18 protein-coding genes are annotated in these 21,752 nt (G+C 63.2%); 7 read left to right on the top strand and 11 right to left on the bottom strand.

What is annotated here, in order from left to right; genetic code table 11:
- Positions 1–751: 751 nt before the first annotated feature.
- Genes F4Y38_08320 through F4Y38_08305 form a run of 4 tightly spaced genes read right to left on the bottom strand, consistent with a single transcriptional unit; the run spans position 752 to position 4,457 of the window.
- The gene (locus F4Y38_08320; GenBank protein ID MXY49292.1) at positions 752–1,765 is read right to left on the bottom strand and encodes a dipeptide epimerase; all 1,014 of its coding nucleotides are present in this window, start codon (positions 1,763–1,765) and stop codon (positions 752–754) included.
- Positions 1,766–1,776: 11 nt separating this feature from the next.
- Complete coding sequence (locus F4Y38_08315; protein ID MXY49291.1) at positions 1,777–2,424, bottom strand: site-2 protease family protein; 648 nt, start codon at positions 2,422–2,424, stop codon at positions 1,777–1,779.
- A 31-nt stretch (positions 2,425–2,455) separates the two neighbouring features.
- Positions 2,456–3,739 (bottom strand): CCA tRNA nucleotidyltransferase, encoded by a 1,284-nt coding sequence (locus tag F4Y38_08310; GenBank protein MXY49290.1) that lies wholly within the window; start codon positions 3,737–3,739, stop codon positions 2,456–2,458.
- A gap of 34 nt (positions 3,740–3,773) precedes the next feature.
- Positions 3,774–4,457: a methyltransferase domain-containing protein gene (locus F4Y38_08305; GenBank protein ID MXY49289.1), complete on the bottom strand. Its 684-nt coding sequence runs from the start codon at positions 4,455–4,457 to the stop codon at positions 3,774–3,776.
- Between the two features lie 201 nt (positions 4,458–4,658).
- Here F4Y38_08305 and F4Y38_08300 point away from each other — a divergent pair, with 201 nt between their 5' ends.
- Together F4Y38_08300 and purU are read left to right on the top strand one after the other, a co-directional pair.
- The gene (locus F4Y38_08300; GenBank protein ID MXY49288.1) at positions 4,659–4,904 is read left to right on the top strand and encodes a ferredoxin family protein; all 246 of its coding nucleotides are present in this window, start codon (positions 4,659–4,661) and stop codon (positions 4,902–4,904) included.
- 247 nt (positions 4,905–5,151) lie between these two features.
- Positions 5,152–6,009 carry a formyltetrahydrofolate deformylase gene (gene purU / locus F4Y38_08295; GenBank protein ID MXY49287.1) on the top strand — a complete coding sequence of 286 codons (858 nt, stop codon included), beginning with the start codon at positions 5,152–5,154 and terminating at the stop codon, positions 6,007–6,009.
- A 35-nt stretch (positions 6,010–6,044) separates the two neighbouring features.
- Here purU and F4Y38_08290 read toward each other — a convergent pair whose 3' ends face one another.
- The 3 genes from F4Y38_08290 to F4Y38_08280 all read right to left on the bottom strand — a co-directional run bounded on the left by F4Y38_08290 (position 6,045) and on the right by F4Y38_08280 (position 10,899).
- Positions 6,045–7,028, bottom strand: a complete 984-nt coding sequence (locus F4Y38_08290) for a 2-oxoacid:ferredoxin oxidoreductase subunit beta (GenBank protein MXY49286.1) — start codon at positions 7,026–7,028, stop codon at positions 6,045–6,047.
- Positions 7,021–8,757 (bottom strand): 2-oxoacid:acceptor oxidoreductase subunit alpha, encoded by a 1,737-nt coding sequence (locus tag F4Y38_08285; GenBank protein MXY49285.1) that lies wholly within the window; start codon positions 8,755–8,757, stop codon positions 7,021–7,023. Before F4Y38_08285 ends, F4Y38_08290 begins: the two co-directional genes overlap by 8 nt.
- A 183-nt stretch (positions 8,758–8,940) precedes the next feature.
- A complete protein-coding gene (locus F4Y38_08280; GenBank protein ID MXY49284.1) occupies positions 8,941–10,899 on the bottom strand; it encodes a hypothetical protein in 1,959 nt (652 codons plus the stop codon).
- 77 nt (positions 10,900–10,976) lie between these two features.
- On the opposite strand from F4Y38_08280, the gene F4Y38_08275 reads away from it, so the two are divergent.
- The 4 genes from F4Y38_08275 (at position 10,977) to F4Y38_08260 (ending at position 16,743) form a co-directional block, all read left to right on the top strand.
- Positions 10,977–12,263 carry a hypothetical protein gene (locus F4Y38_08275; GenBank protein ID MXY49283.1) on the top strand — a complete coding sequence of 429 codons (1,287 nt, stop codon included), beginning with the start codon at positions 10,977–10,979 and terminating at the stop codon, positions 12,261–12,263.
- A 175-nt stretch (positions 12,264–12,438) separates the two neighbouring features.
- A complete protein-coding gene (locus tag F4Y38_08270) occupies positions 12,439–14,694 on the top strand; it encodes a bifunctional (p)ppGpp synthetase/guanosine-3',5'-bis(diphosphate) 3'-pyrophosphohydrolase (protein ID MXY49282.1) in 2,256 nt (751 codons plus the stop codon).
- A complete protein-coding gene (locus F4Y38_08265; GenBank protein ID MXY49281.1) occupies positions 14,691–15,962 on the top strand; it encodes an aminotransferase class I/II-fold pyridoxal phosphate-dependent enzyme in 1,272 nt (423 codons plus the stop codon). The genes F4Y38_08270 and F4Y38_08265 overlap by 4 nt, the downstream gene beginning before the upstream one ends.
- Entirely contained in the window at positions 15,922–16,743 is an 822-nt protein-coding gene (locus F4Y38_08260) for a glycosyltransferase (protein MXY49280.1), read from the top strand. The genes F4Y38_08265 and F4Y38_08260 overlap by 41 nt, the downstream gene beginning before the upstream one ends.
- Before the next feature lie 128 nt (positions 16,744–16,871).
- Here F4Y38_08260 and F4Y38_08255 read toward each other — a convergent pair whose 3' ends face one another.
- On the bottom strand, positions 16,872–17,318 hold the full coding sequence (locus F4Y38_08255; GenBank protein MXY49279.1) for an Hsp20/alpha crystallin family protein: 447 nt from the start codon (positions 17,316–17,318) through the stop codon (positions 16,872–16,874).
- Between the two features lie 268 nt (positions 17,319–17,586).
- Here F4Y38_08255 and F4Y38_08250 point away from each other — a divergent pair, with 268 nt between their 5' ends.
- Positions 17,587–18,579, top strand: coding sequence for a mechanosensitive ion channel family protein (locus F4Y38_08250; GenBank protein ID MXY49278.1), 993 nt, complete (start codon positions 17,587–17,589; stop codon positions 18,577–18,579).
- 144 nt (positions 18,580–18,723) lie between these two features.
- Here F4Y38_08250 and mgtE read toward each other — a convergent pair whose 3' ends face one another.
- The 3 genes from mgtE to F4Y38_08235 are packed head-to-tail and all read right to left on the bottom strand — an operon-like array spanning position 18,724 to position 21,737.
- A complete protein-coding gene (mgtE, locus tag F4Y38_08245; protein ID MXY49277.1) occupies positions 18,724–20,085 on the bottom strand; it encodes a magnesium transporter in 1,362 nt (453 codons plus the stop codon).
- Positions 20,033–20,908, bottom strand: coding sequence for a magnesium transporter (locus tag F4Y38_08240; GenBank protein ID MXY49276.1), 876 nt, complete (start codon positions 20,906–20,908; stop codon positions 20,033–20,035). The genes mgtE and F4Y38_08240 overlap by 53 nt, the downstream gene beginning before the upstream one ends.
- On the bottom strand, positions 20,901–21,737 hold the full coding sequence (locus tag F4Y38_08235) for a mechanosensitive ion channel (GenBank protein MXY49275.1): 837 nt from the start codon (positions 21,735–21,737) through the stop codon (positions 20,901–20,903). The genes F4Y38_08240 and F4Y38_08235 overlap by 8 nt, the downstream gene beginning before the upstream one ends.
- Between the last annotated feature and the right edge of the window lie 15 nt (positions 21,738–21,752).

Raw genomic sequence — 21,752 nt, 5'->3', positions numbered from 1 at the left:
TGATCACCTTGGTCACCCTTGGGACCTTGCGGGCCTTCGGGACCTTGCGGGCCTTCGGGACCTTGCGGACCTTCGGGACCTTGCGGGCCAAGCGCGCCTTGAGGACCGGTAGAACCTGCTACGCCCTGCGGACCAGCCGCGCCTTGAGCGCCGGTAGGACCGGCGGGGCCTGTCTTGCCTTCGCATCCCATCGTGGATAGCGCGAACGCAATCACAATTACTATGAGGTAATGCATTGTTGTCTCCCGTTTATCGAATTTTACTCTTTGCTGTAAAAAGGTAGATGCTTAACGGCACCGTTCTATATGTCCTCCTTTCCCGTCCAGTGCAATTGCGCGTATTGGACAGTGGTTAACTGTCGCAGATTGTGCGGATATCAGTGTCGTCGGACGTGAATCACCCTGATGCGTGCAGATTTCATTCAATCCATCCAAACATAATAAACTACTGTGAAGCATAATTTATACTTCAATTGATCGTAGTCAATACTTTTTTGTGTTTTTTGATCGGATAAGCCGTTCCAGACCGGGATTACGGGGGATGCGAGGCACCGGTACGTGCCGGAGCCAGGGCAAGACATCCCACGGGCGTCAGGAATCTACCGGCCGGCAACGCGAAGGCATATCCGCAGTAATACATACTATTTAATTATAATTAATGTATTATATGCGCGAATCGTCGTTAGACCCTCCCGACACTCGTCATGGTTACGAGCGGTGATGGGCCTTCGGATCTGGCGAGGGGAGTTTGCCTATGACCCGGGCGCTATCCCGATTCCCGGTCCCTCCGGCAGAATCAGGCGTCCCTGCCGAACGGTTGCCCCTGTGAAGGGATCGTTGGAAATCAGCAGGTTGCCGTCCAGGTCGGCATAGTCGGCCAATGGGGAGAGATGGGCCGCGGCGGTGATGGCGACGGAGGTTTCGATCATGCAGCCGATCATGACGCGCATCCCGTGGGCCCGGGCGGTGTGGATAAGGCGGAGCGCTTCGCGGACCCCGCCGCACTTCATCAGTTTAACGTTGACGCCGTCCACCAGGCCGGCCATGGCGGGCACGTCCGGTGAGACCAGTACGCTTTCGTCAGCGAAGACCGGCATGGACGCGGCCTCCCGCACCCTGCGCCAGTCCGCGGGCGAACCGGGGGGCAGAGGCTGCTCCACGAGTTCCACGCCGAACTCGGACAGGCGGCCCACCATTTCCACGGCCTGGTCCGCCGTCCACCCCGCGTTGGCGTCGATCCGGATGCGCGCATTCGTTTCATCCCGGATCGCGCGCATGATGTCGAGGTCCTGTTCCGAGCCGAGCTTGATCTTCAACGCCGGGTACCCTTCGGCTTCGCGCACTTTGCGGCGGACGGCCGCCGGCTCGTCGATGCCGATGGTGAATGAAGTGACAGGCGTTTTCGCGGGATCGAGACCGAGCCACCGGTAGAGCGGTACGCCGAGCCGCTGGGCGGCCAGGTCGTGCAGTGCGATATCCACGGCCGCGCGCGCCGCGGGATCGCCCGGAAGCGCGGACGCGAGACGACCGGTCGTTTCCTCGAGTTCGAAGGGATCGCCGCCGAGGAGGGGCGGCACTTTCTCCAGCGCCCGGATGACCGAACCGGCGTCTTCCCCGTAGTAGCGAGAAGGTGCGGCTTCACCCGTACCGGTCAACTCGCCTTCGGAGATGCGCAAGAGCACGTTGTGCTTGTGATCGCTGACCTCGCGGGCGATACGGAAGGGATGGATGAGGTCCAGGCGGACCGTTTCGGCGCTCAGCCGCATGAAACCCCCGCTTAGAAGCTGCTGAAGATTTCGCTCATCAGGCGCAGGCTGATCTGGGCAGGCACGGCGATCCAGGTCCGGATGATGCCCAGCTGGAGCATCTGGTCCGCGATGATCAGGCCGATCAGCAGCATGGGGCCGTACATCTCCAGCTGGCCGTACCGCTGAGCCTGCGCCGGGGGCAGCAGTCCCTTCAGGACCCGCGACCCGTCCAGCGGGGGGATCGGCAGCATGTTGAAGAAGGCCAGCGCCAGGTTGATGATGATGCCGTACCGGATCATCTGGCGCAGCGTGTCGGTCAGGGCGCCGCCCGAGGGCATGTGGGTAAACACGCCCACCAGGATGAAGGCCAGGATGATATTGGACACCGGCCCGGCCAGGGCGATCCAGAGCATGTCCTTCCGTGGATTGCGCAGGTAGCGTGGATCCACCGGCACGGGTTTCGCCCAGCCGATGCCGAATCCGCTCATGACGGTGATGATCAGCATGATGGTCCCGGCCGGGTCGAGATGTACCAGGGGGTTAAGCGAAAGCCGCCCCATGCTGCGCGCCGTGGGGTCGCCCAGTTTCCACGCCGCCCAGGCATGGGCATACTCGTGAAAGGTCAGGGCGAAGAGGATCGCCGGCATGGCGATGAACAGGATCGTAAAGTCGGGCATGGATACTCCTTTGCTGGGGCAGCGGATCCATTCAGGGCTCGGAGCGGTGAAGGCGCGACCAAAGCGTCCGCGCGGCGCGGCGTTCCTCCGCCTCGGTCCCGATTTCGCCGTTTATCTTCATCGAAAGCACTTCGTCGAGGATCCGGCCGTAAGCCGGACCCTCCGCGATGCCCAGGTCCTTGAGCGTGCCTCCGTCGATGGACAGGCGCATGTGCCGGTGCTGGTGGTAATAGGATTCGCAACGTTTCCGCATGCCTTCGTCAGGGTGGGTCAGGGTGACGAACAGCATGGTGTCCTTCGAGATCGTCCGCACCGCGCGGAAGAAGTCCGCCGGCGTGTCGATTTCCCCCGACTCGACGGCCCGTTCCACGACGGACCACCGGGACATGTCCTCGATAGCCTTCCTGAGACGCCGGTTGGGCTTCAGCCGGTCCACGACGCCCTGCAAAGTCTCCGCCCGGTGCGGGCCGAACAGCGCCACCAGGTACAGGATCCACCAGCCGTCGCTGGCCGGAGACGCCAGGTCGCCGGACGGGCCGGACGGGCTTATCTCCCGAACCAGGGTCTTCAGGCCCTCGTCGGAACCGACGGCGGGGTGGATGGCCCTGAGGACCTCGAGTCCTTCCAGCCGGTTGAATACCAGCCAGGGATCCGGTTCGAAGCAGACCAGTTTCAACTGCTCGAGTAACCGGGGGCCGGAGAGGTTCCCGATCATACCCCCCGCGACTGCTTCCCTGAACCTCCGTTCCGTCCCCCGCTCGAGCCTGAACCGAAGGCGCTGTTCGAACCGGACGGCCCGGAATAGGCGGGTCGGATCGTCGTTAAAGCTCCGGTCGTGGAGAATGCGGACCCGTTTCTTCCGCAGGTCGGACCTGCCCTCGAACGGATCGACCAGTTTGCCAAAGCTCGGCCCGTTCAGCGAGACCGCCATGGCATTGATCGTGAAATCCCGCCGTGCCAGGTCCACGTCCATCGACGCGGACGCCACCCAGGGCAGCGCGCCCGGGTGCTCGTAGGTCTCGCTGCGGGCCGTGGCCACGTCCAGGCTGTGGCCTCCGGGCATTTCCACGGTGGCCGTCAGGAACCGGGGATTCGGTCTGGAGCGGGCTCCTGAGGCCCGGGCCAGCCGGGCGGCGAACTCCATGCCGTCTCCTTCTACCGCCAGGTCGATGTCCGTCCTGGTACGTCCCAGCAGCAGGTCCCGCACGGTCCCGCCAACCAGATAAAGCGCCTGTCCCGATTCATCGGCCAGGCGGCCGGCCCGGCGCAGTTGTCCGCGGATACCCTCCGGTAGTTGGTCGATGGCTTCTTTCATGTCCTTTCCGATCAGGGCGGCTCAGGGCAGCGGCTCAGTCTTCTTTGAGAAAGCGGTGGACAGTGATGCGGTTGTCCTTACTTTCGAATTTCACCTTACGGGGCTGCGCGCTGTGGCGGTATCCCCGGGCGATCATGGATTCGACGAAGGGGGCGGCCGCCCGGCGATCGGGATCGCTCGCGAGGAACATGCCGCCCGGTTCCAGCGTTTCGTGGAGCAGGCGCTGGATCGGTTCGTGATTCGGCCTTTCGTACAGGATGTCCGAGCCGATTACAATGGTGTACCTTCGGTCGAGATCCGGGTTTCTCCAGTCCAGGAAGCGGAAAGAAACGCGCCCATCCAGGGCGTTCAGTCGGGCATTGTACCGGGCGAAGGCCAGGGCGTCTTCTTCGTAGTCGCACGCGGTGACCGCCAGTCCGGCCGCGGCCGCGGCGATACCGGCCAGGCCGATGCCGCAGCCCAGTTCCAGGATCCGGGAACCGGCGGGCGCGGGGTACTCGAACAGGTGACGGCCGAGACCGATCGCCGAGGGCCAGATCTCCGCCCAGTAGGGCAGGCGTTCATCCTCATCGTAGAATTCCGGATCGATTTCGTCGATGAGCACATCGGGATCGCGTACCGCCAGCATGTCCAGGTTCACCCACTTGCCAATGGCTATGGACTTGAAACAGACGTCGTAACGGCGGGCCAACTCGGTGGGTACGGCGAACGGTGGCATGGCCTTTGAACTTAAGGGAGAACCGGCCCGCGGTCAAACGAATTCAGGCTTGACAGGCCATGGCGCGCCGACTATTATAGTACGGTATTTTGGCGGCGGAACCGTTGCCTGGTTTGAATGTTTGTTACCGACGGTACCGGGTTCGACGCATCCTCAAAGCCGGTTTGTTTCAAGAAAGCGTGTTTTAGCGAGGAGACTCGGATGACCTACATTATCGCAGAGCCATGCATTGACGTAATGGACAAGGGCTGTGTCGATGTATGCCCGGTGGACTGCATTCACACCAAGGACGGCGAACGGATGCTGTACATCGATCCGGAAGAGTGCATAGACTGCGGCGCCTGCGAGCCCGAATGTCCGGTTGAGGCCATTTTCGCCGAAGAAGACACGCCGGACGAATGGCAGAACTACATCCAGATCAACGCGGACTTCTTCACGGACGACTGACGGCCCTGCGCCGGTCTAGCCAGGGCGGAGCGCACGCCAGCGCACGCCAGCGCCCGGCCGGTCTCGCCGAAACTTGCCCGGTCCCGCCCGGTTCCGTCCGGTTCCGCCTGATCTCGCCCGCCGCTCCACGGCAACCGGGCCCTGCGGAAGGGTCCACCTTCATGCCCTCTTCATCTTCGATCCCGCCCACCGAAGAGGACACGCGGTACGCAGCAAAACCACAAACCCACGGTAACGGTCTCCATTCATGAAGGCACGCACCGTAAAGAACTTCCTGCTGGCCCTGTCCTGTCCCAAGCGCACGGGACTGATCTACACCGTGACCCGCTGGCTGGCGGAACAGGGCTGCCACGTCATCGAAAGCGACACGTACATCGATCCGTTCAGCGAGCGGTTCTTCATGCGGGTGCATTTCGGCGGTAAGGTCACCCTGGGTTCGCTGTGGCGCACCTTCGCGCCCCTGGCGGAAGAACTCGAGATGCAGTGGGACCTGTCCGCCGACGACACCCGGCCCCGGGCGCTCATCATGGTGTCGCGGGAATTGCACTGCCTGCTGGACCTGCTGAACCGCACCCGTATGGACAAGCTCCGGCTGGATATTCCGCTGATCATCTCCAATCACCCGGACGCCGGACAACTGGCGAAGGAATCGGGCATCGACTTCCTGCACCTTCCCATCACGCCGGAGAACAAGGAGGAGCAGGAGGAGCGGCTGATCGACGAGATCGAGGAAAACAACATCGATTTCGTCGTGCTGGCCCGGTACATGCGGATTCTCGGCCCCGAGGTCTGCGAGCGGATGGCGGGCCGCATCATCAACATCCACCACTCGTTCCTGCCGGGTTTCAAGGGCGCCCGGCCCTACCATCAGGCCCATCGGCGCGGGGTGAAGCTGATCGGCGCCACCGCCCATTACGTGACGGCCGACCTCGACGAAGGTCCGATCATCGAGCAGGACGTGGAGACCGTGACCCATCGCATGTCTCCGGCGGAACTTACGGCCGTGGGGCACGACATCGAACGCATCGTGCTGGCGCGGGCCGTACTCTACCACATACAGCGGCGCGTGTTGATCAACGGACGCCGTACCGTGGTGTTCCGGTGATGTTCAGGGATTAAAGACCGACCGGGCCCGCAGGCTCAGGCGTACTGGTCCATCAGGGCGTCGATGGTTGCCTGCTCTTCGCCGTAGGCCTTGGCGTACACGTCCTGCAGCTTGTCGGTATAGGTGCGGTACACGTCCTGGAAGAACACGCCGCTGTGGAAGACGCCGTCGCCCACCTCTTCCATGGCCATGTCGATCGCCTTGATCCGGTCGCCGGTGTCCCAGTCGTCCGGCAACGGCATGAAAGACTCTTTCCAGGGGTCGTAGGTGTTGTAGAAGGTGGGGCAGGGACTCATCGCGTGGACGAAGGCGAACCCGGGGTGATCGAGCCCCCGGCCGATGGTTTTCGCCATTTCCGTCGCCTGGCTGGAGAACGTGCGCGCAACGAAACTGCAGCCGTACACGATCACCATGGCCAGGATGTTCAGCTGGCCTTCCAGCACCCCTTCGTAAGGCGCCATCTTGGGCATGGAAACGCTGCGCCGCAGGGCCTGCATCCCCGTGGGCGTGCTGGGTGACGGCTGGCCCTTGGTCAGGCCGTACACCTGGTTGTCCATCACGATGTAGGTGATGTCCTGGTTGCGGCGCACGGCATGGGGCACGTGGCCGCCGCCGATAGCGAAACCGTCGCCGTCTCCGCCGACGGCGATAACGGTCAGGTCGGGATTGGCCGCCTTGACGCCCTGGGCCGCGGGCAGCGCCCGTCCGTGCACCACGTGCAGGCCGTAGGCGTTGACGAATTCAGGCAGGCGGCCGGAACAGCCGATGCCCGACACGATGACCACGTCCCTGGGATCGAGGTTGCGTTCGGCCAGCGCGCGCTGCAGTGCGGCGAGCACGCCGAAATCCCCGCAGCCGGGGCACCAGGTGGGCTTGACTTCGCTCCGGTAGTCCTTGAGCGTTCGTTTTGCGGGCGGCTTGGCCGCCTCTGACTGACTGGCCGGACCGGGCCGCTCGGCTTTCGCGGGCCGTTCGGGCGCCGTGGTCCTGGCGGTGTCGGCCGTACGGACTTCAGCCATACTGCAGCACTCCTTCGATGTATTCCTCGATGTCGCCCGCCTTGAAGGGCAGTCCTGTTATGATGTTGAACCGTTGGAGAGAAACGGCCAGGCGGCCCTGCAGGTAGTTCGCGAACTGCCCGCTGGCGTTCAGTTCCACCACGGAAACCACCGGGATGGATTCGATGAAGGCGCGGGCCTCCTTCTCAGGCAGGGGATGGAGCATCTTGAATATCAGGGCGGCCACCTTGTACCCCTTCGCCAGGGTCCGGTCCAGCGCTTCCAGAATGGGACCTTCCGACGATCCCCATCCGATCAGCCCGAGCTGGGCGTCCTCCGCGCCGTACCGCTGGACGAATCCGGGCTCGTTCACCGCGGATTCGATCTTCTGATGCCGCTTTTCGGTCATGCGGATATGGGCTTCGGGCGAGTAGTCGATGTGGGCGTGCTCGTCGTGTTCCAGGCCCGTAGCCACGTAATGCTGGTCATGGCGGCCCGGCAAGGGCATGGGGGAGACGTAGTCCTCCGTCATCTCGTACCGGTCGAACTCCTCGGGCGTGACGCTGCCGTTCGATTCGGGCTGCTTGCGCTCGACGATCTCGACCTCGCTCAGATCGGGGCGAGACATGACCTGCGCGCGCTGGGAGAGATGCTGGTCGCTGAGCAGGATGACCGGCGTCTGGTACTTCTCCGCGAGATTGAAGGCCTTGACCGCCGTATAGAAACAGTCCTCTGTATTGGTCGCCGCGATCACGATACGGGGCGCCTCGCCGTGGGCACCGTGGATGGCCAGGTTCAGGTCCGACTGCTCCGTCTTGGTGGGCATGCCGGTACTCGGACCGCCGCGCTGTACGTCGACGACCACGAGGGGGATCTCCTCCATGGTCGCCAGGCCGAGGGCCTCGACCATGAGGGAAAGGCCCGGGCCCGCCGTGGCGGTCATCACCTTCGCGCCCGTGAAGGACGCGCCGATGGAGGCGGTGATGGCGGCGATCTCGTCTTCGGTCTGCATCAGGACGCCCCCCACCCTGGGCATCGCTTTCGCCAGCGTCTCCATGACGTCGCTGGCCGGCGTGATGGGATACCCGGCGTAGTACCGGCAGCCGGCGGCCAGGGCGCCCATGCAGAGCGCGTCGTTCCCCGTCATGATCAGCTGGGTATGTCCGTTCTTGCGTTCGACGGCGACCCGGAGGCCCAGGTCGATGCCGTTTTCGTCCACGTAGACATAGGCCTGCTTCAACGCGTTGATATTGGACTCGAGAAACTCCTTGCGGCGTCCCCATCGGCTTTCGGACACCATCTGCTTCGCCGAATCGAAGGGAATGCCGAGGCAGGCGGTCAGGATCCCGAAGGCCAGCACGTTCTTGGACTTCATCGTCTTGATGACAGTCTTCGTGATCGACTGGAGCGGCACGCCGATCTGCGTCAGAGCAAGGCTTTCGTCCGCGTCGCATTCGTCCGGATCGTAGATCACGACGCCGGTAGGCTTGACCTCATCCACGTGAATGTCGTAGTTCTCCTGGTTCCAGACCATCAGGATGTCCAAGGCGTCGCCCGGCGAGCGCACGGGCGTGTCCTGCACCCTGACCTGGGTCATGGACGCGCCGCCCTTGATTTCGGCGGGAAGGTTCTTGAAGGTATAGATGTGCAGACCGGACCGGGCCAGCGCTTCGGCCAGCACGTCGCCGACGGTAAGCACGCCTTCGCCGTTCTCCCCGGCGATGCGTATAGTCAGGTCAAGCTGATCCATCAAACGGCCCTCGGCGATCTCCAGGCGGGTTCAGATCCACAAAACCATTTGATTATATGGGGTTAGGTACCCGAATGTCAATTCTATTCGTCATGGAATCGCAACATTTCCCGCACCCTCACGCGCCGGGTGTACCGGCGGCTCCGAACGCCCGCCGGCCGTGTATCCGGCTGCCCGGGACACCTACCAGCCGTGTATCCGGTGGCCCTGTCCCGGGAACCAGATGATGTCCACGAGGTTGGACAGGACGAGTCCCGTGCAGAATCCGACCAGCATGCCCATGATCAGCGGCTGGGCGCGGCGGAACAGGCTGATGCCGCCGGACCGGAGCAGCAGGACCTTGACCGCCCACGCGACGAAGAGGGTGAAGGCCCCGTTGTCGATCGCCACCCCGCGGGCAATGGTGAGTCCCACGGGATGCAGCGGCCAGCCCGGAAACTTGTACCGGAGGAAGATCAGCACCATCATGACGAGACCTCCGAGGAAGAACCAGGCGGTCTCCATGACCGACAATCGGGTCGGGTTCTGGATCCATACCTTGACGCTTTCGAAGAAGTGGATGTTCCCGGTGGTGAACGCCCACTGGTCGAACTGCGACGCACCGACGGTCTCATATCCTGAATAGACGGTGTATGCGGCGCCGATCAGGAACGCCAGAGCAAAGGCCCCGCAGATCACGGCGAACATCAGCTTCTTGTCGGTCCAGACCCGGTCCCCGATCCGGGTGATGTGGGAAACGGAGACCATGGTGAAGGTCTTCCAGTTCCGCGCGAAGGCGTTGGTCAGGCCGAAGACCGTGAGGGACGAAGGGTCTATGCCGGAGGAGCCCACCCCGCGAATGAGGAACTCGTGGGAGTTCATGGGCAGATCGAGGGCGACCAGGCCGGTCTCCGCCACGATCCGGGCCACGCCGACATAGAAGATGAAGAGCAGAATCAGAAAGGGTGCCATGATGACAGGACTCATGCCGGCCATGTGCAGGAAGGCCGCCATGTAGGCGACGCCCAGCAACACGCCCAGGACGGCCGCCCGGTAGGAAAAGAACTCATCGGAATCGTCCACTTCCGGCGCCCGGCCCAGGCCGCCCAGGCCGCCCATGGCCTTCCGCACCACGTCCCACAGGTGGCGCCTGGCGATCCAGAACCCCCACAGCACGAAGACGATCAGGGCGCCGATCTCCTGCAGCCGCACCGCGGCGTCCGGCGAAGCCCCGGTTTCGAGCAGGCCCACGGCGTTCATGCCGCCAGACTCGAGGATGGCCAGCAGGTGGAAGACCCAGATGCTGAACAGGATGTCCACCGGGGAGAATAAGGCGAAGCAGAGGAGGTAGATGTTGATCTTGATCCTGATGGCGGGGAACAGGTGGCCGATGACGAGGTCCGTCGCGTAGGGCTGTCCGATGGGGATCACCCCGACCGGCGTAAAGTAGTCTACGATGTTCCAGCCGATCACGGCCAGCGGCAGCGAGAACCCGATCCAGAAGAGCCTTCCCCGCATGAAGGGCGGCAGAAACGAACGGCCGCCGGGCTCGTCGATGACCTGGGCGATGACCTGGGCCAGCGGGAAACTGAGCTTCTCGTGGACGATCCACTGTTTCCGCAGGATCACCACCAGGCAGGACCCCGCGAAGAACAGGGCGATGAAGAACGTGCCCCACCAGAAGAGCGGGACGATCCAGGGACGCCACGGCAGCCGGGCGTAGGCGGGCAGCCCTTCGTAGAACCAGCGGATGGTATGGTCCTCGGGGTCGACCAGCAGCCAGGCCGGAAGGTATTGAAAGAAAACCTCTACCCACTGGTTTTCGGGCGATGCAAAATAGTACGGGGTGGTGATCACGCCGATGAAATAGCTCATGAAGGCGTGGGACGGCACGGTGGACGCGATCAGGCCGAAGGCGAGGATGACGAGGAGTTCCGACGTGGAGAACGTGGCCGTGGGGCGGTACTTGCGCAGCAGGCCGTTCACGACGATGACGAAGAACAGGAAGGGCGCCATCAGGGACGCCGAGACGTGCTCGAAGTCCATGAACGTCCCGCGCACGACCCATACGTTGTAGGGGATCCACAGGCTGATGAAAACGGCCAGGACGATGCCGGCCAGGATGGAGCGGAGGGTCACGCGGCGGTGGTCTTGTGGTTGCATGTTCAAATAAGCGCGGTACTGGTCATCCGACCCGAACCGGACGCGCAGACCGGATCGAACGCGCAGGAGGTTGCCGGGTGCCCGGAAACGTATACGAGCCCGATGAGTTGAACCGGCTGTACCGGAAGGGCGGCGATCCCGTCGACGACGGACGCTTCCGGCTGCGCCGCCCCCGTTTCGAATCCCGCTGGACCGGCCTGTTGCTGCCGGAGGACCGGGATATCGAGGAGAACCGCGGGTTCAGCTACCTCATGGTGGAGCCGGTCGATCTGCCCGCGGCGGGCGCCGGCGAGGTCCTGGTCATCTTCCACGGGCTGAACGAGGGCAGCTACGCCAGGATGCTGCCCTGGGCCGGCAGCTTCGCCCAGCGGCTCGGCATTCCCGTCATCCTCTTCCCCCTGTCCTTCCACGTGGGGAGGCGATCGGATCTCTGGAGCGTGCAGGAACAAACCCGGATCGCCGCCCGCCGCGCTGCCATGACGGGCAACGGGCGGACCAGCCCCTTCAACGGACGGATCAGCGAAAGACTGGACCGGGCGCCCGAACGGTACTGCCTGGGCGGGCTGCAGTCCTGCTTCGACGCCGCGGACCTGGTAGCGCGCATAGAAAGGGGCGAGCATGCTTCCTGCAGGGCCGGGGCGCGGGTGCGCTTCCTGGGTTACTCGGCCGGCGGCTACCTGGCCCTGGTCCTGTTGCTGGCCGATCCCTTCGGACGGTTCTCCGATGCACGGGCCGCACTCTTCGCGTCCGGCGCGCCCCTCGGCGGCATCCGGCCCGAAAGCCTTTTCATCATGGACGATTCGGCCGCGAAGGAGTTGTCGGCGTATCTTCGTAGCGCGTCCTTTCCGGACGGGCTACCGGTGCGCACCGCGGTCGATGACCGCCACGGTAACCTGGTCGATGGCCGCGGCGGAAACCCGGTCGATGGCCGCCACCGCCGGCTGGATGATGGCTACAACCGTCAACAGGTCGACGGCCGCCACCGCCGGCTGGTCGATCCCCCGCTGCGCTGGCTGAAGGAGGTGCTGTTTCACGGAGATGCCCTGGCAGCGCGCATGAAGGACCTGCAGGACCGTTTGCTGGTGGTCGTCAATCCCGCCGACCGGGTCATATCCGCCGATCAGACGGAATGGAACCTGCATCCGGCGCCCGTCCTGCGCCTCGATCTGGGCGTGCACGAGTTCCCCTTCACCACGGGAGAACCACTGCCGGACCGCTACGACCGGCGTGCAAAGGAGACCCGGTCCATGATCAGGAACGTCCGTAACGCCCACCGCATCGGGCCGGAATACCGATCCGCCTTCGATCGATTCGTCCACGATGTATCGGCTTTCCTGTTCCCCGGCCCGCCAAATCCGGCTTGACAACGGTCCATTTCGCCCGTTATCTAAAGGATATGAGATAACCTATTGTAAATAAGAAACGTTACACACGCATTCCGCGTCGGTTGACCAAAGGGGTAAGCATTAGTTTAAATCGCCCCTTGGCCCTGTCAAGCGCGTTCAGGCCCGATGTCGGGCTGTCGAGGCGAATGTCCCGATGACTGCGACGGCTGAAAACACCCTTGCCCACTCCGCGATCGTACCAGTCCAGGTACTGCTGGAGCAGTACGCCATTTCACATCCGGAAATCGACTCCGACGAGGCGCTGGAAGCCCAGCTGGACCTCATCGAAAGAGCCTATCATTTCAGCACCCTGCACCACGCCGGCCAGGTCCGCAAGTCCGGCGAGCCCTTCATGGTGCACTGCACGCAGGTGGTGCTTACGCTGATCGGCCTGCAGCTGGACGCCGTGACGATCGCGGCGGGTCTCCTGCACGACGTGGTGGAAGACGTGGAAGAGGTGACAATCGAACAGCTGGCCGCGGAATTCGGCGAGGAAGTGGCCGTCCTGGTCAACGGCGTCACCAAGATCACCGGGCTGTCCTTCAGAAGCCAGGAGGAACTCCAGGCCGAGTATTTCCGCAAGATGCTCGTTTCCATGGCGAAGGACGTGCGCATCATCCTCATCAAGCTCGCGGACCGGCTGCACAACATGCGGACGCTGTCCTTCCTGGAAGAGGAGAAGCAGCAGCGCATCTCCCTCGAAACGCGGGAGATCTACGCGCCGCTCGCCCACCGGTTCGGCATGGCCAAGATCAAATCCGAACTGGAAGACCTCAGCCTGAAATACCTGTCTCCCGATGTATACCGGGATCTCGCGAGCAAGCTGGACCAGAAGCGGGCGGAACGGGAGAAGCTGATCGACGAGATCCGCCAACCCATCGTCAAGGCCCTGAAGGACGCCGGCATCGACGCCACGGTGAACGGTCGGGCCAAGCATTTCTACAGCATCTTCACGAAGATGCAGCGCCGCAACCGGCCTTTCGAAGAGATCTACGACCTGCTGGCGCTGCGCGTCGTGACCGATACGGTGCCCAACTGCTACCACGCGCTCGGGATCATCCATACACTCTACACCCCCATCTTCGACCGCTTCAAAGACTACGTTTCCCGACCCAAGATGAACATGTACCAGTCCCTGCACACCACGATCATCGCGTCCAACGGGGAAACGGCCGAGATCCAGATCCGCACGCGGGAGATGGACCGGATCGCGGAAGTGGGGATCGCCGCCCACTGGCTCTACAAAGAAGGAAGGGATGAGGTCCAGGACGGCGAGAACCGGGAAGACTGGCTCAGCCAGGCGCTGGACTGGCAGACCGACATGACCGACCCGAAGGAGTTCATGAGTTACCTGCGCATGGACCTGTACGACGACGCCATCTTCGTCTTCACCCCGCGCGGGGATCTCAAGGAACTGCCGCAGGGCGCCAGCGTACTGGACTTCGCCTTCGCCATACACACCGACATCGGGCTCCACTGCAGCGGGGCGAAGGTGAACGGAAATATCGCGCCGCTGGCCGCGAAATTGCAGAACGGCGACACGGTAACCATTTTCACCTCTCCACACCAGACGCCGAGTTCGTACTGGCTGGATATCGTCAAGACGACCAAGGCGTCCTCCAAGATCCGGTCGTGGTTCAGAAAGGCCACGCTGGAACAGAGCATCAGCCTCGGCGAAGACCTGCTGGACCGGGAGTTGAAACGGCTCAAGGTCAAGCGCAAGGTAACCGACGAACTGGAGGCCCTCGCGAAGGAGTACGGGCTGCCCGACGCGAATCGCCTCTATGCCGCGATCGGACGCGGGGAGTATTCCGCGGCCCAGGTCGCCCAGCGGCTGCTTCCGGAGGAGCCTTCCGAGGAAGAACCGCCCAGGGAGTCGGTGCTGACGCGGTTCGTGGACCGGGTGCGCCGATCCCGGGGCGGGGTCAAGGTCACGGGCATCGACAACCTGATGATCCGCTTCGCGCAGTGCTGCCAGCCGGTCCCGGGCGATCCGATCATCGGCTTCATCACCCGTGGGCGCGGCGTGACGGTGCATAACAAGGAATGCGCGAACATCGTGGACGACCTGGAAAGGCGCCTCGAGGTACACTGGGACGTGGAAAAGGACCAGTTCTTCGTCGTCGGACTGCGCATCTTCGGCAGCGACCGACCCGGCCTGCTGAACGAGATCTCCAGGACGATTTCCGATGCGGGGATCAACATCACCCACGCCGCGATGGACACCACGGACGGAATGGCGGACGGCAATTTCGGCATCGAGGTGGAACATCTCAGCCAGCTGGACCGGCTGATCGTCCGGATCAAGAAGGTCAAGGGCGTGGACCGGGTGGAACGGGAAACGGGCATAAAATACGGCAACGTGTCGGAGGACGTCTTCGACCACCTCGAGCAGGATCCCGGCAATTGACCTCTGACGCATACTACGGGGACGATCCCGTATCTCGCAGGGACTTCCTCCGCGGCGGCCTGGGCGGACTGGGCGGACTATGCGGGCTGGCGGGAGCGGGCGCGTTGGCGGGCGGACTGACGGGATTGCCGGGACCGGCGGGAGCGGACGCGGTTGCGGCCCAGCTTGCGGGCAGGCGGCCCACGGACGTAAAGAGTGTAGGGCTCGAACCGGGCCGGGTCCGGCTGGCCTTCAACGAGAATCCCCTGGGCGCCTCCCCCGCGGCCATAGAAGCCGTGCTGAGGCACCAGGACTGGATGAACCGGTACGACTACACGACGACCCTGCAGCAGGCCATCATCCGGCACCACGACCTGGACATCCCCCGTCCTTCGGGATTCGATTTCAAGGCCACCGGCGACCGTCACGGCCTGATGCTGGGCGTGGGAACGACCGAGCTGCTCCAGATCCTGGCCCTGCAGGCCCTGATGAAACACGGCGAAGTCGTGGAAGCCCTCCCCTCCTACGGACAGATCACGCGCGTCGGCGACGAACTCCGTGACGCGGACCACGCGGTGCAGGCGCGCAAGTCGCCCGTACTCCCTGACGGGAATCACGATCTCGAAGACATGGGCAGGCAGATCGGCGACCGCACCGGCCTGGTCATCATCTGCAACCCCCACAACCCTACCGGGGCGCTGTTGCCCCATGGACAGATCCTGGATTTCATCGACCGGGTGCCGCCCCACGTCCTCGTGGCCATCGACGAGGTCTACGTTCATTTCGTCCGTGACCCGGCGTACCAGGATTTCATCGAGGTCGCGAAGGAACGGGAAAACGTGATCGTGCTCCGCACCTTCTCCAAGGTGTATGGTCTGGGCGGCATCCGCGTGGGCTACGCCGTCGCCCACCGGGACGTGATCTACCGCCTTGCGCCTTTCTCCATGGGCCTCCTGGGTCGGAACGTCCTGTCCGTCCACGCGGCCGCCGCGGCCCTGGGCGACGAGGAGCACGTCCGGCGGTCCCGGCAGGCCGTATGGGACGGAAACGACTACCTGACCGCCGAGTTGGAGCGGCTCGGTGCCCGGGTCATACCCAGCCACGGGTGTTTCGTCTGGGCCGACTTCGGCCGGGAGACGCAGCGCATCGTACGACAGCTGTGGTCCAGGCGGGTCATGGTCCGCGCGGGCGCCGGCCAGTGGGCCTCACCGAACCACATCCGCGTTTCGACGGGTTCGAGGGAAGAAAATGAAGCCTTCATCTGGTCATTGGAACGGACCCTCGGATAAGCCGGCCTCATCGACCCCGGCATCTTTCCTCGACCATGGCACGCCCGGGCACGGGAATGCGTATCGCGCCGGGGCCCCCCGGATCAGCGTCATCATCCCCACACTCAACGAGGCATCGACGATCGAGGACTGCCTGGGGCAGTTCGACGGCGGATCGGTGCGTCCGGACGAGCCGGCCGGTCTGGAAATCATCGTCGTGGACGGCGGAAGCGACGACGGCACGCCGGAGATCGTCCGTTCGCGGCCGGATGCGAGACTCATCGAATCCAGCCTGCGGGGCCGGGCGATCCAGATGAACGCGGGCGCCGCGGCTTCGTCAGGGGACGTGCTGTTGTTTCTACACGCCGACACCCGGCTTCCGGACCGATGGCGGGAACTCGTGGCCGAATCGATCCGTGGGCGGGGCAAGGCCGGAGGACGGTTCCGTTTCGACATCGCCCATACGAATCGGATATACCGGTGGATCGCGCGGGGCACCAATTTCCGTTCGCGCTTCCTGGGCATTACCTACGGAGACCAGGCGATCTATACTACGCGGGAGGCCTTCGAGGCAGTGGGGGGATTTCCCGGGATTCCGGTCTTCGAAGACGCCCGGTTCGCCGACCGGCTGAAGAAGGCCGGCGGCCTGGACTGGATCGACGAAGCCGTGCTGACCTCCGCGCGGCGCTGGGAACGCCGCGGGCCGGTGCGCACGCTGTTGCTGACCTGGATGCTGCGCCTGCTCTATACCCTTTTCGTCCCGCCCAGGTTCCTGGCGCGGTTCTACGGGGTGGTGAGGTAGAGACCCTGGACTTCCCCGGTCATCGTGGGGCAGAAAAACAGGGAAGTGCCCGGATCCTGCCTCCAGGTACTTCCCCGTGGGTCTTGCCTTCAAGCCTTTCGGGTCCTGATTGCGGACCTTCAGGGCGCTTACGCGTGGACCTTCACCGAGATCTGCTTCGACTTCGCCTTTTCCGCCTTGCCGATGGTGAGGGTGAGCACGCCGTCCTTGTACATGGCGTCGATCCTGGCGGTGTCCGCGTCCTGCGGCAGATCGAAGGACCGGGTAAACCTGCCGTACAGCCGTTCGATCCTGTGCACGTTGTTTTTACCGGTACTGTTCACCGCCTTGCGTTCACCCGAAATGGCCAGACGGCCGTTCGAGAAGGAAATGTCGAAATCTTCCCTGTTCATGCCGGGCAGGTCCGCCGAGATGACATAGCCGTTTTCAGTCTCGGAAATGTCGACGGACGGGGTCCAGATCGCGGAGTTGGTGCCTTCTCCATCCTCCGACTGGTTCCACAGGCTGTCGAACATGCGGTCCATGTTGCGCCTGAGACTGTACAACTCGCCGGGTTTCCATCTGATGAGATTCATTTGAATCCTCCTTCTTGTAGTGGAATGTGAGACACTTCTGACGTATCTAAATGCTCCAAGTGAATTCACCGTCGACTGCCTATATCTGATCGCAACTACCGTGCCAGATTGAAAAACACGGTCTGAACAAAGGCTTGCGGACTACAAGGATGTCGGCTTGTGTATATACAACACGTAGATATGCCAAAATGACAGGTATATGCCAATATGGCAGTTGCATTGCTTGCATCGCTTGTATCGCTTGTATCACTGAGGAAAGGAAGACGCAATGAACGATTTGCTGGAAGTCGCACAGGATTCCCTCCAGGCGGCCGCTACCCAGGTCGTATCGAACGGATACCCGGAGCGGATCCAGGAAATGCTGGTCAGCGCCCTGGGAGAATCCATGACCGGAATCCTGTATGCCGTGATTACGATTCTGGCCCTGATGGTGCTGTACAGGATTTCGAAGAACCTGGTCATCCGGGCCATGAAGGAGAAGCACCGAAGCGACGCCCAGGTCCTGCAGTTCACCACCATGTGGAAGTACGCCTTTCTCCTTACGGGTATCGTATTCGTGATCGTGAGCATGTCCGGTTCGCTGGCGGCCATGGGGCTGACCGTGGCGTTCCTGGGCATGGTGCTGGGCTGGTCGCTCCAGCGTCCGGTTACCGGCGTGGCGGCGTGGCTCATGGTCATGATCAAGCGGCCCTTCAAGATCGGCGACCGCATCATCATCATGGGCGTGCGCGGCGACGTCCTCGACATCTCGCCGACCCATGTCCTGTTGGGAGAGGTCGGCGGGACGGTGGGCGGCGAGGAATCGTCCAACCGGGGCATACTGATCCCGAACGCGGTACTGTTCGACCAGATGGTGATCAACTACGCGGTATCGAAAGAAACAAAGTATATCCTGGACGAAGTCCCCGTGCGGGTGTCCTATGATTCGGACTATCAACTCGCGGAATCGACGCTCATCGCCTGCGCGCGGGAGTCGACGAAGGAGATCGTGGAAGAACTCGGACGGGAACCGGAGGTAAGGGCGGAGTTCTTCGATTCCGGGGTCCTGATGCGGCTGCGCTACCAGTCCATCGCCGTGGAACGGCAGAAGATCTCCACGGCCATCGTCGCGAAGATCGTCGGTGCGTTCTCAAACAGCGACAGGCTGGGATTCGCCTATCCGCATTCGGCCGTGGAATACAAGATTTCGGAAGAAGCGTCGTTGCCGCCGGTGTTCAGGTACGTGCCCCTGGAACCCGGGAATCAGGGCGATTCCAAATAAACATGGCCACCCGACGGCCACCCGACGGCCGGACGGCAGGGCCGGACGGCAGGGCCGGACAACGGGGCCGGACGGCAGGGCCGGACAGCGGAAACGGCCAGCAAGGTCATAGCGTAGACGTCAGCAGTCCGGCCATTAGCGAGGTCACGCGGTCAGCATTCCCATCATAAGCGTCGCCAGTCCGAGAAAGCTCATGAAGCCCACGACGTCGGTTACGGTGGTCAGGATGATGGACGAAGACTGCGCGGGGTCCTGGCCGATCGCGTTCAGCAGAAGGGGGATCAACGCGCCGGAAATCCCGGCGATGACCATGGACGCGACCATGGATATGCCGATCACCAGCCCGAAGGCGGGTATTCCGGTCCACAGCCCCACGGCCAGACTGGTCGTCGCCGCGACGACCAACCCGTTGATAAACCCGATGGCCGCTTCTTTCCGCGTGACCCGCCACCAGTTGCCGGTCCGGACTTCGCGCAGGGCGAGGCCGCGCATGACGACCGCGAGCGCCTGACAGCCCGTGTTGCCGGACTGGCCGGCCACGATCGGCAGAAATACCGCCAAAGCGGTGATCTGGGCGATCGTGTCCTCGAAGAGGCTGACGACGAAGGAAGCGAGGAAGGCCGTCACGAGGTTCACCTCCAGCCAGGGCAGCCGCTTCCGGATCGAGAACGAGACCGGGGACCACGCGCGTTCCTCCCGGCCGGCGCCGAACATGGTCTGCAGGTCCTCCGTGATCTCCGCCTGGGCCGCCCTGAAGATCGTATCGTGGCGAATCACGCCCATCAGAAATCCATCCGCGTTTACGACCGGGATGGTGGTAATCTGGTATTTCTCCATCAGCGCGACGACTTCCTCCCGCTCCGCCATGTCGGGAATGTGGATGGACTCGCCGTCCACAAGTTCGGTGAGCCGGGTACCCAGATCGGCTTTGACCAGGCGGTGCAGGGGTACCATGCCGGTCAGCTGGTTCTCCCGGTCGACGACGCAGAGATCGAGCAGGTCGCGTCCCTTGACCGCGCGGAGCTGCACCAGCGCTTCTTCCACGGTGCTGTCCTCCCGGAACATGGTCACGCGCGAATCCATCAGGCTACCGGCGGACTCGGCGGGATAGGACATCAGCGACCGGTATTCTCTCACCAGGTGATGGGGCAGATGGGAAAACGCCCTGTCCTGGTCCTTCCTTTCCATTCGGACGAAGACGCTTACCCCGACGGCAGGCTCGACTCGGGTAAACACGGTCCGGATCATCTCGGGCTGCATGGCGGGGACGCACGCCGCGACGACATCGGGATCCATCCTTCTGACGGTTTCCGCGAGTTCCGGCGGCGAGACCAGGGCCAGGGCCGGCACAATCTCCTCCGGGGACATCCGCTCGATGTGTGAGGCCGCTTCCGCGGGGAACAGCCGGACATATTCATGGATCAGCGCATCGGCGCAGGATGGGGTGGTGGATTCACTCATGGCCTGATTCCTTTTTTGCGTTGCCTTCGTCTTCATGGCCTTCATCTTGGCCGCCTTCTATTTCCGGGTCTCCGTCGGCTTCCAGGTGAAGCCCGCCCGCGAACGCCGAGAATCCCAGGCGGAACAGCTCGCCCAGGGCTTTTTCCGACGCGTGATCGTATTCCGAATCCCGGTTGCCCTGTCGCCGGATATCCACGAGGCCGATCGTACCGAGCAAAACGCCCTCGCCGTCTGCCACCGGCAACTCGCTGCTGTAACGCCAACCGGGCGCGTCGCCCGCGTCTTGCAGGGTCACGTAGGGGGAAAGTGTGTGCCGGACGGGTTCCATGACGTCCGGTAGGGATGCGTCCGCGGGAGCGGCGAGTATCTGCCGCATGGGGGAGAGGCCCATCAGGACGCCTTCCCGGTCGACGACAAAGAAGACGTCCCTTACGCGGTCGGGGTAACGGCGCGCGGCACTGAGCACGTCACCCAGTTTCATATCATCGGTCGCGGTCAACGCGCGCGGGTTCATGGAGGCGCCGACGGTACGATCGGGAAAGCGGTCCACCAGGCGGAATCCGGAGACGACCTCGTCCGGCAGGCCGTCCAGGACGGCCTCCTTCGACTGCATCCGGCGCAACAGGATCGCCATGGCGCGGAAGGGCATCGCCGCCATGACCCGGGTGGCCGGACCGGTTTCAAGCCGGTCCATCAGGTCGGCCGCTGCATGGTCGTTCATTCGCTCGACCACCGAGGCGATAGTCTCGGTCTCCAGATCCTCGAAAAGCCGGAGCACGTCGCCTTCCCGCTGCCGCTCCAGGATCCTGGCCGCCTCCGTGGGATGGGCCTCTATGAATGACCGGACGAGATCGTTCTTGCTATTCATCGGGGTGCTGCTTCTGGCCGCTTACGGTGATTTGCTCGTTGAATACGCTCGCGGGGACGACCACGCGGCCCTCATCGGATTCGAGGATAACCGCGGTGGCGGTTATCTGGATGATGCGTCCCCTGTGGCCTTCGATCTGCACGTATTCACCTTCGGAGAAGGACTTACGAAGGTAATGGCTCGCCAGGATATTGGACACGGAAGCGCGCGCGCCGAGCCCGAAGGCCAGCGCGGCGCTGAGCAGCACGCCGCCCACGATGACCATGATCAGGCCGGAAATGACCGAGACGTCGACCCCGAGCTGACCGGCGGCAAGGAGAAAGGCGACCGCCACGATCAGGAATCGCACGAATCGCAACAGGTTATCACCCAGGTCCAGGCCGATCGAACCGGCCGCCATCTCGATCACGTCGCGCAGGACGATGCTGCCGATGAACCCGACCACTACGATGGCGACGGCACCCATCACCCTGGGCAGGTAACCGGCGAGCGCTTCCAGCCAGCTGGACACCACGACCAGCCCCAGCGTGTCGGCCACTACGGCGAGGACGACGGCAATCACCGTCCAGTAGGCGATGCCGCCGAGCAGGACGGGTACGCGGTGCCGCTGGATGAACGCTTTTACGTAGGTCTTCATGCTCCCGTACGGCACGATCCGATCCGCATTGTCCAACAGCCTGGAGACGAGTTTTCTGATCAGCCGGGCAACGAACAGCCCGACGACCAGGTATAGCAACGCCTCCAGGAGGAGCGGCGCGACCTGCAGGACGGTGTCTCTTAGCCAGACCGCGACCTGGATTCCACTTTCTTTCAGTTGTTGAAAGGTCATATCACTACCCGATCA

The sequence above is a fragment of the Gemmatimonadota bacterium genome (assembly GCA_009838645.1).
In the GTDB taxonomy this organism is placed as follows: Bacteria; JAAXHH01; JAAXHH01; order JAAXHH01; family JAAXHH01; genus JAAXHH01.
This window is presented reverse-complemented; position numbering and strand designations above follow the sequence as displayed.